General features: G+C 73.9%; 7 protein-coding genes. All 7 read right to left on the bottom strand.

The features are described from left to right. Positions 1-56 precede the first annotated feature (56 nt). Positions 57-1,265: a methionine adenosyltransferase gene (metK, locus tag OG624_RS41425; protein ID WP_331720985.1), complete on the bottom strand. Its 1,209-nt coding sequence runs from the start codon at positions 1,263-1,265 to the stop codon at positions 57-59. Positions 1,266-1,306: 41 nt separating this feature from the next. Next, positions 1,307-1,861, bottom strand: coding sequence for an NADPH-dependent FMN reductase (locus tag OG624_RS41430; RefSeq protein ID WP_051764027.1), 555 nt, complete (start codon positions 1,859-1,861; stop codon positions 1,307-1,309). A 13-nt stretch (positions 1,862-1,874) separates the two neighbouring features. Next, the gene (locus OG624_RS41435; RefSeq protein WP_331720986.1) at positions 1,875-2,792 is read right to left on the bottom strand and encodes an LLM class flavin-dependent oxidoreductase; all 918 of its coding nucleotides are present in this window, start codon (positions 2,790-2,792) and stop codon (positions 1,875-1,877) included. Further along, complete coding sequence (locus tag OG624_RS41440) at positions 2,792-4,087, bottom strand: LLM class flavin-dependent oxidoreductase (protein WP_033226919.1); 1,296 nt, start codon at positions 4,085-4,087, stop codon at positions 2,792-2,794. The genes OG624_RS41435 and OG624_RS41440 overlap by 1 nt, the downstream gene beginning before the upstream one ends. Before the next feature lie 31 nt (positions 4,088-4,118). After that, positions 4,119-11,351: an amino acid adenylation domain-containing protein gene (locus OG624_RS41445; protein ID WP_331720987.1), complete on the bottom strand. Its 7,233-nt coding sequence runs from the start codon at positions 11,349-11,351 to the stop codon at positions 4,119-4,121. Positions 11,352-11,647: 296 nt separating this feature from the next. Continuing rightward, a complete protein-coding gene (locus tag OG624_RS41450; RefSeq protein ID WP_033226916.1) occupies positions 11,648-12,913 on the bottom strand; it encodes an aminotransferase-like domain-containing protein in 1,266 nt (421 codons plus the stop codon). An 86-nt stretch (positions 12,914-12,999) separates the two neighbouring features. After that, entirely contained in the window at positions 13,000-13,218 is a 219-nt protein-coding gene (locus OG624_RS41455) for an MbtH family protein (protein ID WP_033226914.1), read from the bottom strand. Positions 13,219-13,240: the final 22 nt, after the last annotated feature.

A 13,240-nucleotide genomic window follows, 5' to 3' on the forward strand; every position in this document is an offset into this window, starting at 1 on the left:
GGGTCCCGTGGTCGGCGGGGGCGGCTTGCGGGGCGGGGTGGGCGGTCGTACGGGGGTCAGCGGGCGGCTGCGGCCTTGAGCTGCTCGGCGCGGTCGGTGCGCTCCCAGGTGAAGTCCGGCAGCTCACGGCCGAAGTGGCCGTAGGCGGCGGTTCGGGCGTAGATCGGGCGCAGCAGGTCCAGGTCGCGGATGATCGCGGCCGGGCGCAGGTCGAAGACCTCGGTGATGGCCCGGCTGATGCGGTCGCGGGAGGTCGTCTCGGTGCCGAAGGTCTCGACGAAGAGACCGACGGGCTCGGCCTTGCCGATGGCGTACGCGACCTGCACCTCGCAGCGCGAGGCGAGACCGGCGGCGACCACGTTCTTGGCGACCCAGCGCATGGCGTAGGCGGCGGAACGGTCGACCTTCGACGGGTCCTTGCCGGAGAAGGCGCCGCCACCGTGGCGGGCCATACCGCCGTAGGTGTCGATGATGATCTTGCGGCCGGTCAGGCCGGCGTCGCCCATCGGGCCGCCGATCTCGAAGCGGCCGGTCGGGTTCACCAGGAGGCGGTAGCCCTCGGTGTCGAGCTTGATGCCGTCCTCGGCCAGCTGGGCCAGGACGTGCTCGACGACGTGCTCACGGATGTCGGGAGCGAGCAGGCCTTCGAGGTCGATGTCCGAGGCGTGCTGCGAGGAGACCACGACCGTGTCGAGGCGGACGGCCTTGTCGCCGTCGTACTCGATGGTGACCTGGGTCTTGCCGTCGGGGCGCAGGTACGGGATGGTCCCGTTCTTGCGGACCTCGGACAGGCGGCGCGAGAGCCGGTGCGCGATGTGGATCGGCAGCGGCATGAGCTCGGGGGTCTCGCCGCAGGCGTAGCCGAACATCAGGCCCTGGTCGCCGGCGCCCTGCTTGTCGAGCTCGTCCTCGTCGCCCTCGACGCGCTTCTCGTAGGCGGTGTCGACGCCCTGCGCGATGTCCGGGGACTGGGCGCCGATGGACACCGACACGCCGCAGGAGGCGCCGTCGAAGCCCTTCTTCGAGGAGTCGTAGCCGATTTCGAGGATCTTGTCCCGGACGAGCTGCGCGATCGGCGCGTAGGCCTTCGTCGTCACCTCTCCCGCGATGTGCACGAGACCCGTGGTGATGAGGGTTTCCACGGCGACGCGCGAGGTCGGGTCCTCGGTGAGGAGCGCGTCGAGGATCGTGTCGCTGATCTGGTCAGCGATCTTGTCGGGGTGGCCCTCGGTCACGGACTCCGAGGTGAACAGACGGCGGGACATGTTTCTCCAGGGTGCGGGTTGGCAGGTTCGGAGGGCGGCCGTCAGAGGGCGGCCGGGGCCAGCATGCGGGCGCCGAGCAGGAGTTCGCCGACGGCGCGGTCGATGCGGGCGGTCAACTGCGGCGGCGGCTCGGCGGCGGTCAGTTCCGAGCGCTGTGCGATGACCTGGGTGGGCACGGCCCAGCCCCCCAGGGAACGGGCGACGGCGCGCAGGTGGTCGCAGGCGGCAGAGCCCGGGTGAAGGGTGCCGCCGGTGGCGGCCACCAGCACCGGCTTGTCGCGCAGCGCTGCGCGCGGTGCGTGGTCGAGCAGGTTCTTCAGGGCGCCGGAGTAGCTGCCGTGCTGGACCGGTGTGACCAGGACGACGGCCCGGGCGTCCGCGAGGCGGTCGGCCAGGTGGCGGACGCCAGGGTCCTGGGCGAGGGCGCCGCCGGTGTAGGCGTCGGCGTCCAGGCCGGGCAGCCGCAGCAGGCTCCGGTCCAGGTCGGATACGACGGCGTCGAGGTCGCGCAGTTGGATCCGGTGGCGGATGAGTCCGGCCAGGCGGGCGGTGCTGGACGCGGCCGCCGTGCTGCCGGTCAGGATGAGCGTCTTCATCGGGGTCGCTCCGTCAGGACGCCGCGGCGGCGAGCCGGCCGGCCGGGTGCGCCAGGCCGAGGCGGTCGCGCAGTGTCGTGCGGGGAGTGGAGGAGGCGCGGAGCAGGCCGCAACGGCGCAGCTCTTCGGCGGTGGTGGTGAAGAACGGGTCGTCGGGCGCGGTGAGCGGGACGATGAACCCGTCGGCGAGTCGCGCGGTGCACCACTGGGCGATCTCGTCGGCGCCGGCACCTGTGGGCAGGGTGAAGGCGACCTTGACGGCGTCCGCGTCGCGGCCGGCGTCGAGGACGTCCTGCCGGACGCGGGCGCGGATCCGGCCGGCCTCGGCCGGGTCGTCGGTCTCCAGCAGGAGGAGGTCCGCGTCGGCGGCGAGTACGGGGTCGGTCGCAGCGATCACCGGGTGGCCCTGGGGCGGGCGGGCGACGTTCAGCGGGCCGGCGACCGTGTAGTGCTCGCCGTCGTGGTCGAGCCGCTGGAGGCCGTCGAGCCTCCAGTAGACGCCCCCGGCGCGGTCGTGGACGAAGGCGTCGGCGTCGAAGCTCTCCCACAGGCCCTTGACGACGTGGAGGTACTCGGCCGCGGCGGCGGTGCCCGGGCCGGTGCCGGTCGCGCACCAGCCGGCCCGGCCGTGGCTGAGGTGGTCGAGGGACGCGGTGATCCGGGCCAGATGGTAGGGCGCGAGGCTGCCCGGCGGTGTGGCCGGCAGCAGGCCGATGTGCTCGGTGACGGCGGCCAGGGCCGCGGCGGCGGTGGTGCCTTCGTAGGCGGCCGGTGCCTCGGCGTCGCCGTCGCCGAGCAGCAGGGCGTCGAGGCCGACGCGCTCGGCGGCGTGCGCGAGGGCCTTGAGACCGCGCAGGTCCAGCGGGCCCCTGGTGTGGGGGGCGACGGCCGCGATGAGCAGCGGGGCGGGGGCGGTGTTCTGGGCGGACATCACACGGAACCTGCCTTCTGGGAACGTACGGGGAGGTCGAGGCCGAGGTTTTCGCGCAGGGTCGTGCCCTCGTAGGCGGTCCGGTACAGGCCGCGGGCCTGGAGTTCGGGGACGACGTGGTCGACGAAGGCGTCGGCCGAGCCGGGGAGGTAGGGGAAGTCGATGTTGAAGCCGTCCGCGCCGCCCTGCGTGAACCACGACTCCATGTGGTCGGCGATCTGCTCGGGCGTACCGGCGATCACGTCGCCCATCAGGCGCAGGGCGAGGCCGCGGATCGACAGGTTCTCGCGGCGGGCGAGGCCGATCAGACGCTCGGTGGTGCTCTGGGACTGGTTGGTGTACGGGATGTCGGGGACGGGTCCGTCGACGGGGTGGCCGGTCAGGTCGAAGCCGAGGAAGTCCTGCAGGGTGCGCAGGGCGACGTGGTCGGGCACCAGGTCCTGGAGTTCGGCGAGGATGGCGCGGGCCTCGGCTTCGGTTCCGGCGATGATCGGGGAGAGGGTCGGCCAGACCAGGACCTTCTGCGGGTCGCGGCCGTGGCCGGCGACTCGGGCCTTGAGGTCGGTGTAGAAGTCCTGGGCGTCGGCGAGCCGGTTGTGGCGCGTGAAGATGACTTCGGCGTGGCGGGCCGCGAACTCCCGGCCGACCGGGGAGGACCCTGCCTGGATGATGACGGGCCGGCCCTGCGGGGGGCGGGCCACGTCGAGCGGCCCGACGACGTCGAAGTGTTCGCCGTGGTGGTGGACGGGGGTGCCCGGCAGGCCGTCGCGGAGGTCGGCGCCCGCGTCCCACAGCTGCTTGACGACGTCGATGAACTCCTCGGCGCGTTCGTAGCGCCGGCCGTGCTCCAGGTGATCGGCGCGGCCGAAGTTCACGGATTCCCACGGCGCCGCGGAGGTCACGACGTTCCAGGCGGCGCGGCCGCCGCTCAGGTGGTCGAGCGAGGCGTAGCGGCGGGCGATGTGGTGCGGCTCGTTGTAGGTGGTGGTGGCAGTGGCGGCCAGGCCGATGTGCTCGGTGGCGGCCGCGTAGGCGGCGAGCAGCGTCAGTGGCTCGAAGTGCTCGGCGCGCGAGGTGTGGCACAGGGAATCCAGGTGGGTGCCCCACACGGCGACGATGTCCGCGATGAACACGGCGTCGAACAGGCCGCGTTCCAGGGTCCGCGCGTTGCGGACGTGGAAGTCGAGGTCGAGCTGGGCGTCGGCCTGGGTGGCGGGGTGGCGCCAGGCGGCGACGTGGCCGCCGGGGCCGTCGATGATGCCGGCGAGGGTGATCCGCCTGCGGGGTCGTGACATGGGAAGGCGCTCCTTGGGGGCCGGGGGTCGGTCAGGTCCTGGCGGCGGACGCCAGGATGCGGGCGAGGGTGCGCACGTTGTCGCCGGTCAGCATGGTCACGTGGTTGCCGGGCACGATCCGGATGGCGAGGTCCTCGCAGTGGTCTTCCCAGCCGAGGCCCGGGCGGCCGTGAAAGCGGTCCGACTCGTCGTAGTCGGTACCGCGGCCGAAGCCGGTGTCGCCGGCCCGCAGGACCGCGACGGGCCCCTGGTACGGCAGGGGTCGGTACCGCTGGACGGCTTCGACGCTGTCGGTCATCAGGGCGACCGGGTCGCCGCCGCCGTCGCCGCGGACCCAGTCGGCGATCTGGGCGAGTTCGGCGAGGTAGGCGTCGGCGTCGGCGGGCTCGTCGGTGCGGCCCTGCGCCGGGTCGTCGGCGGGGTGCGGCCTGGTGTCGGTCTTGGTGTCCGCCCCGGTGCCCGCCGCGGTGTCCGCGCGGTTCTCGGCGACCGCGCGCAGCCTGGAGGCGAACGAGCCCTCGGCCTCGGTGTCGGTGATCTCTCCGTCGGGGGCACCCGCGTCGATCATCACGACGAGGGGCGGCTGCCAGCCGTCGGCGGTGATCCGCTGGGCGATCTCGTAGGCGATGACTCCGCCTCCGGAGAAGCCGCCGAGCACGACCCGCCGGCCGCTCTCCAGGACCGGGAGCAGCGCCTCCAGGTAGATTCCGGCGAGTTGCTCGGTCGTCAGGTGCTCCGGCTCGGCCTGGTCGACGCGCGGGTCGCGGATGCCGGTGAGGGCTTCGGGGCCCGGGTAGCTCTGGGCGAGCTGGGCGTAGCAGGCGACCTGCCCGCCCGGGGGGTGGACCAGGTAGACGGTTCCGGCGTCCGGGTCGGCGGCCTCGCGCAGCGGTACGAGTACGCCCCCCTCGCCGGTGCCCGGGCCGTCGGCCAGCAGCCGGGCCAGGGCCCCGGCCGTGGGGTGTGCGAGCAGATCGTCCAGGCGCAGGGTGCGGCCGGTGCGTTCGGCGATCTCGCGCAGCAGTTTCATCGCGAGCAGCGAGTGGCCGCCGGCCTCGAAGAAGTGGTCGCCGGGGGCGACGTCCGCGGTGCCGAGGACGGCCTGCCAGGCGTCCCGCAGGAGTTGGGTGTCGGGGCCCTCGGGCCAGGAGGCGGCGTCGTCGGCGCGGTCGCCCACGGGTCGGTCGGCCATCATGGGCAGGGCGTCGTCGGGGATGGTCTCCAGGAGATCGGCGACGGTGGTGAGGTCGTCGCCGGTCACCGGGAGGTCGCGCAGCAGCCGGGCGCACAGCTCGACCAGAGTGGCGGCTTCGGCGTCGGCCAGGCGGGACCGGTCGTGGACGGCGGCCAGCACGAGGCTGCCGTCCGTGTCGCGGTAGGCGAGCAGGGCGACGGGGAAGGCGGTCTCCGAACCGGCGGCGTCGGGGAGTTCGACCCGGATGCCCTGGTCGGCGAGGTCGTTCTCCAGGCCGTCCTGGGAGCGCGGGTAGTTCTCCAGGACGAGGAGGCTCTCGACGAGCTTCTCGCCGGCTCCGCGGCCGCTCCACTCGTGGATCTGGCCGGTGGACACCCACTCGTAGGAGGCCATGTCCAGGGCCTGGTCGCGCAGGCCGGCGAGGAGGCCGGGGACGGTCGCCGCGGGGTCGACCTCGACGGTCATGGGCAGGGAGTTCATCAGCAGGCCGGGGAGGCGTTCGACGCCGTCGAGCGGGATGCCGCGTCCGGAGACGGTCACTCCGAAGCCGACCCGGACGGGTCCGGTGCTGCCGCAGGCGCGGCTGAGCAGCAGGGCCCAGGCGGTGTTGAGCGCGCTGCTCTCGGTGGCTGCGTGGGATGCCGCCCAGCGGCGCAGGCGGTCGGCCTCGGCCGGCGTCAGCCGGGTCTGGGCGCGGCCGGAGCCCTGCTGCCCGGTCGGTTCGCCCGGCAGGGCGGGGCGTACCGCGAGCGGTCCCGCGGGTACGGCTGCGGACCAGTACTCGCGGGCCGGGCCGGTGTCCTGGGCGTGCAGCCAGCGCGAGTAGTCCCGGAAGTCGGGACGGCGCGTGCCGGTTTCGGACAGGGTGCCGCCCTCCAGGTAGGCGCGGTAGAACTGCTGGATCAGCAGGGAGACGCTCCAGCCGTCCAGCAGGACGTGGTGGAAGGTCAGCAGGACTCGGGTGGATGCCGTTTCCGTGTCGCCGGGGGCGGCCTCGTCGAACAGGGTGGCGCGCAGCAGGCCGGGGCGGCGCAGGTCGAAGCCGCGCAGCCGGTCGCGTTCGAGCAGGTCGTCCCAGTCGTCGCTGCCGTGCGCGAGGCGGACGACCTCGGGCCGGCCCTCGTCGTGCAGGACGAGCCGTGGTTCGGCCTGCCAGTCGAAGGCGGTGCGCAGCACGGCCTCGTGCGCGAAGACCGCCTCCCAGGCCGCGGTGAAGCGGTCGGTGTCCAGGGGCCCGTGCCAGCGCCAGTGGAGCTGTTCGACGTAGCGGCCGGTGCCCTGGTGGGCCAGGGCGTCGAGGAGCAGGCCGTGCTGTTGGGCGGTGACCGGAACGCTCTCGCGCCGCGGTCCGGCCGGGGTCGTGCGGCTCGTGCGGACGGGCCGGGCGGCGTGGCCGGGGGCCGTGATCTCGCCGGCGAGGACGGCGTCGGGATCTGCGCCGGCGAGGGTGGCGAGCACCCAGCGCATCTGGGCGACCAGTGCCTCGACGGCGACCTCGTCGACGCCGTCGGCGGGGCTGGGGACCCAGGTCAGTCCCATCCGCAGGCGGCCGTCGTGGACGATGCCGTAGACCTCGATGCCGTAGACGCGCTCGCAGCGCGCCGAGTGCTCCCGGGGGATCGGGCGGCCCGACATCCGGAACCGGCCGGCGGGGCTGAGCTGGTCGGCCTGGCCGTAGTAGTTGAAGCAGACCAGGGCGGGCGGCATGGCTCGCAGGGCTTCCCGCACGGCCTGCCGGGGCTCGTACTCGCGGCAGGCGCCGAAGCCGACGCCGCCCTGCGGTACGGTGGCCAGCTCACGGCCGGCCTCGGTGACGAACTCCTCCGGTTGCCGGGCGCGTTCGGCACTGATCACCACCGGGTGGATGGCCGTGAACCAGCCGACGGTGCGGAACAGGTCGTCGCGGCCGTGTCGGCCGTGGGTCTCGACGTCGAAGGTGACCGTGGAGGTGCCGCGCCACCGGGCGAGGGCCTGGGCGAACGCGCCGGTCATCGTCTCGTGCACGGACAGGCCGAGGCGGCGCGGCAGCGGGCCGATGAGCTGCTGGGTGGCTTCGGCGTCGAGGGAGAACTCGATGCGGCGGATCTCCTGCTCGTCGGCGGCCGGGGTGGTCAGCAGCAGGGTACGGGCGGCCTTGCGCTGCTCGGCCAGGGCGAGCCAGTGGTCGGCCTCGCCCGGGCGGGTGGCGACGGCGGGCAGGTCGTCGACCCACTGGCCGTAGGACCAGGCCTCGGCGGGCAGAGCGGGCAGGGCGCCGTCGGCGAGGGCGTCGAGGGCGTGTTCCAGGTCCTCCAGGAGGATGCGCCAGGACACCCCGTCGACGACCAGGTGGTGGACGGCGATCAGCAGCAGACCGGTGCCGTCGCGCCGGTCGCGGGCGAGGACGGCCCGCACGTGGATGCCGTCCAGGGGGCGAAGACTCTCCTCGGCTTCTTCGAGTACCCGGTCGAGCTCGTCCTCACCGCCGAACTCCCTTTCCCACAACACCTCGCGGGGCGGGTAGGCGGCGAAGGGGGCCGCGTCGGCCATCCTGCCGTCGCCGGTGGCGCCGTCGTGCTCGAAGCGGGCGCTGAGCGCGGGGTGGGCGGCCACGACGGCCTGCAGGGCGAGGCGCAGCGCGGGGGCGTCCAGCGGGCGGTTGAGCTCCAGCAGGACGGACTGGTTCCACTGGTGGAGATCGGTCCTGATGTGGCGGAAGAACCACGACTGGACGGGGGCGAGCGGCCGTCCGCCGGCCGGGCCGGCGGCCGCAGGCGCGGCGGCTGCCGCGGTGGGGCCCTGCGGCACGCCGGAGTCGAGATGGGCGGCGAGATCGGCGAGCACCGGGTGCTTGTAGATCTCGCGCATCGTCAGGGTGTAGCCCTCGCGCCGCATCCGGGAGACCAGCTGCATGGCGAGGATGGAGTCACCGCCGTCCTCGAAGAACTGGCTGCTGTCCTCGGTGGCTCCCAGCAGGTCGGCCCAGACGGCGCGCAGCCTGGGCAGGACGGCCGGCCGCGTCACCGCGGCGGGGGCGGACGCCGTCGGGGCACCGGTGGGTGCCGTCGGAACGGCACCGGAGGGGGAGGTCTGCGCAGCGGCGACGGAGACGGTCGTCGCGGTGGCGGCCGGTGCTTCGGCCCCCTGTGCTTCGACGGCCTGCGCATCGGACGGCTCGGCCGTGGCGGCGAGCCGGGCCAGCTCCTGGCGGTCGGTCTTCCCGTTGGCCAGCAGGGGGATCCGGGTCACGGGCGTGATCCGCACCGGCACCATGTGCGAGGGCAGTGCCCGGCTCACGTCCCGGCGCACCGCTGCGGCGTCCAGGCCTTGCGGCACCACGTAGGCGGTGATCTGCAGGCTGCCCGCGGCGTGCCGGGCGACCTGGACGGTGGCGTCCTCGACGCCGTCGACGGCCATCAGCGCGGCGCGCACCTCGCCGAGTTCGACCCGGTTGCCGTTGATCTTCACCTGGTCGTCGAACCGCCCGAGGTGGGTGAGGGATCCGTCCGGGAGCAGCCTGACGAGGTCGCCGGTGCGGTAGACCCGTCCGGGGCGGCCGTCGCCGAGGTCGAGGGTGCGGTAGCGGTCGGCGGTCCGGTCGGGATCGCCGAGGTAGCCGTCGGAGACCGTCCCCCCGCCGATCCACAGCTCGCCCGGCGCGCCGGGCGGCAGCAGCCGCTGCCCGTCGTCGAGGACGTGGCAGCGGATGTTGTCGAAGGGCACGCCGATCGGCACCTCGCCGCGGCCGGTCCACGAGCCCGCGTCGCCGCGCGGCCAGGAGAAGACGGTCGAGTACGAGGTCTCGGTCGGGCCGTACGCGTTGTGCAGGCGGGCGGGGTGGACCGCTTCGAAGGCGCGGCGCAGTTCGTTGGGCAGCGACTCGCCGGTGCTGACCACGGTGCGCAGGCTCCGGTTGGCGGGGAAGTCCTCGGCCTCCAGCAGCAGCCGCAGCTGGGAGGGCACCAAGTGGAGCAGGGTGACCCGGTGCCGGTCGAGCGTTTGGGCGAGCAGGTCGGGGTCGCGTTCGGCGTCCGGTGGGGCGATGACCAGCCGGGCGCCGGCGACCAGCGCGACCAGCATCTCGTGGGCGCTCACGTCGAAGGTGAACGGCGCCTTCAGCAGCATGGCGTCGTCGGGGCCGATGCCGAAGTGGCGGATCGCGGCGAGGACGTCGGTGGCCAGCGCCCGGTGGCTGAGCTGCACGCCCTTGGGCAGGCCGGTGGACCCGGAGGTGTAGAGGACGTGCAGGGCGCTGTCGGCGGTGGGGGCGCCTCGGGGCACGGAGGACGGGCCGGCGGTGAGCGTCTCCAGGCGGACCGGTACGGGGCCGGGCGGGCAGGCCGCCTCGGTGTCGGCGGTGACCAGTACCGTCCGCATGCCGCTGCTGTCCACGATGTGGCGCCGGCGGGCCTCGGGGTGGGCCGGGTCGACCGGGACGTACGCGGCGCCGATCCGGAGTACGGCGAGCATGGCGGCGACGGCCTCGTCGGTGCGGGGCAGCATGGTGCCGACCCGGTCGCCGGCGCCGACCCCGCGGCCGGTGAGGGCCTGCGCGTAGGCGTCGATGCGGTCGTCGAGCTCGCGGTAGGTCCAGGCACGGTCGCCGGACTCGACGGCGACGTGGTCGGGCTGCTGCCCGGTGCGGCGGCGCAGCAGGGTGTCGATGTCGGTGTCGGGGATGGGGTGGTCGGTGGCGTTGAGCAGTTCGAGGGTGGCGCGGGCGGCCGGGCCGATGCCCGCCAGGTCGGTGACCGGGCGCTCGGGCTCGCGGACGATCTCCCGGGCGAGGGTGGTGACATGCTCGGCGAAGGCCTCGGCGGTGCCGGCCTCGATGCGGGAGGCGTCGTACTTGAGGCGACCGCGGACCCGGCCCTCGCCCTCGTACAGTTCGAGGGTGAGCAGGCCGAGGCCGGGCGAGGGGACGTCCTGGCGCCAGCGGGCGCGCAGGCCGCCGGGCAGTTCGACGCCCTCGGTGGCGGCTGCGGAGGAGTCGGCCCAGCTGTGCAGGACGAAGGTGCAGTTGAAGACCTGCGGGTCCGCCGGGTCGGTGCCGGGAACGAGGCGGGCGATCTTGGGGAACGGCAGCTGGGAGTGGTCGACGGCGCGGGCGAGTTCGGTCTGCACGCGGGCCACGAAGCCGGCCGCGCTCAGGCCGGCCTGCTCGGGGGAACGGACGAGCAGGGTCCGGACGAAATAGCCGACGGTGCGCTCGAACCGTAGGTCGTTGCGGACGCCCAGCGGGACGGCCACGGTCGGGGCGGACTGGCGCGCATACGTCCCGAGCGCCTTGAGGTAGGCGGCGAGCAGTACGGCGGCCGGGCCGGCCCGGTGGGTACGGGAGAAGCGGCCGATCTCGGCGGACAGGTCGGCGTCCAGCTCGACGGGCACGCTGCGGCCTACGGGCGTGTCGCCGCGGCCGGGGATGTCCAGCGGGAAGTCGACGTCGACGTCGGCACCGTCCAGGCGGTGGCGCCAGTACTCCTCCAGGGCGGTGGTGTCCGTGTCGGCGCGCCGGGCGCGGTCGGCGACGTAGTCCGCGAAGTCGGCCGGGGCTTCGCCGGGGACCTCGCCCTCCCTGTAGGCGGCGAGGAGGTCGGCGAGCAGGATCGCGGTGGACTCGCCGTCCACGACGAGGTGGTGGACGACGAGCAGCAGGGTGTGGTGCTCGGCGCCGTGACGCAGCAGCAGGGCCCGCAGGACGCCGTCCCGTTCCAGGTCCAGTTCGTGGCGTGCGACGGCCAGCAGCGCGGCGGCTTCGGCACCGTCGGAGGCGGGGGCGACGGTGCTGCGCTCCAGACGCGGGGTGCGGCCGGGCAAGATCTCCAGCTCGGGCAGGCCGTCGGCGTCGTCCACGACGCGGGCGGAGAGCAGGGGATGGCGGGTCGTCAGGGTGCCGAGTGCCCGTTCCAGTGCGGCGGGGTCGAGGGGGCCGCGCAGGTCGAGTGCCAGCGGCACGTTGTACGGGGATGCGGCGGGATCGGCGCGGTGCTGGAGCAGCAGGCCGAGTTGTTCCTCGGTCAGGGAGGTTCGGCGGGCGCCGTCCGCCGCCCGCGTCCCGGTCAGCACGCCTGCGGAGGGGTCATGGGTCATCTGAGGTCTCTCCTGGATCGAAATCAGGGCGTGGGACGGCGGGCGGTTCGCCTCCACCGGCTGTACGCACACCTCCGCAGCGCGGCTGCCGCTTCCTCGGGGGCAGCGTCGTACTCCGGGCCTGCCGGGTCACCGCTGTGACGTGCGGTCACGAGTCTGCCGGGGGCCGCCCTCACGGCGCTGACAGTGCTGACAGGGGGGCCGGCGCGGCACGGAGGCGGCGGAGTGCATCGGCGAGGGCGTGGAGAAGGGCCCGCCCCGACGGGGGTGCGGGGCGAGCCCTTGGGGGGGATGGATCAATGGGTCCGGTCGGCGATGAACGCGGCGAGCCGGTCGAGGCCGCTGTCGATCTCGGCCGGCGTCAACACGCTGAACGACAGCCGCAGCTGCTCGGTGCCACCGGTGCCGGCGTAGAAGTGGTGCATCGGCGTCCACAGCACGCCGAAGCGGCGCGCGGAGTCGTCGAGGGCCGCGTCGTCCGCACGGAAGGGGACGGTGACCACGGCGAACAACCCGCCGGCCGGGGTGTTCCAGCGGACGCCGTGCTCCGGGTCGCCGAACCGGCGTGCGAGGCCGTCGAGCAGGGCGTGCCGGTTGCGCCGGTAGACGTCCGCCGCGGGTGCGCTGGCCCGTTCCATGCTGCACCCGTGTTCCAGCAGCAGTCCGCCGATGGCGGCCTGCGCGACGGAGGAGGTGTTGAGCGTCAGCATGCTCTTGAGTCTGGCCAGCTGGTCGGCGAGGACGCCGCCCTCCCGGACGGGCTGGTCGGCGATGACGTAGCCGATCCGGGCGCCGGGGAAGGCGGTCTTGGCGAACGAGCCGAAGTAGACCACCCGGGCGCCGCGGTCCAGCGACTTGAGGGTGGGCCGGCGCGGTGCTCCGTCGTGGAACATCGAGTACGGGTTGTCCTCCAGCAGGAGGATGTTGTCGCGCTCGGCGATCCGCAGCAGGCGCTCCCGGTCGGCGACCGGCATGGCGGCGCCGCCGGGGTTGGCGAAGTCGGGGATCACGTAGCAGGCGCGCGGTGTGAGGCCGGCGGCGCGAGCCCTGCGGATCTGGTCCTCCAGGTCGTCGGGGTCAAGGCCGCCGGGGCCCTCCCGGACCTGCCGCACCGGCATCTCGACCAGCCGGGCGGCGCCGGTGAAGCCGACGTACGTCGGGGCGGCGGCGAACACGACGTCCTGCGGGTCGCGCCGCAGCGCGCGCAGCACCAGGACCATGGCTTCCTGGCAGCCGGTGGTGACCACGATCGAGGCCGGGTCCACCGTCAGCCGCTCGTCGACCGCGAGGTGGCGGGCGATCAGGTCGTTGATGATGCCCTTGGTGTGGCCGTACTGGAACAGCGCGCTGGTCACCTGGTCGGGGTCGAGGCCCTGCCCTGCCAGGTGGCGGGTGTAGGTCTCCAGGTAGCGGTGGAGCGCGGCCACCTGGTAGCTGCCCTCGAAGGGGCGGCCTGCCGCGAACGACACCGCCTGCGGGTACCGGCCGGTGATCTCGTTGAGCAGGGTCATCGAGGTCAGTGCGGGATCGGTCACCGACGCATGGAGGTCGGCGGTGCTCATGACTCCCCCGGCCGGCGCCGACGCCGACGCCGGCGCCGACGGACGCGGCGGGTCGAGGAGTCCGGATGCCGGGCCGGGGGCGGCATTCACGCGGAGGTGCCGTTCATGGCGTCGACCAGGCTCTTGGGCCGCATGTCGGTCCAGAGTCCGGCGATCCGGTCGAGCGCGTCCTGCCGTCCGGCGGCCTGGACGGTGACCGTCCAACCGGCCGGAACCTCGGCGAACGACGGCCACAGCGAGTACTGGCCCTCGTGGTTGACGAGTACGAGATAGGTGGCCTCGGGGTCCTCGAACGGGTTGGTCATGACTCTCCTCGGATGGGTCGAC

It is taken from the genome of Streptomyces virginiae, assembly GCF_041432505.1.
Taxonomy (GTDB): Bacteria; Actinomycetota; Actinomycetes; order Streptomycetales; family Streptomycetaceae; genus Streptomyces; species Streptomyces virginiae_A.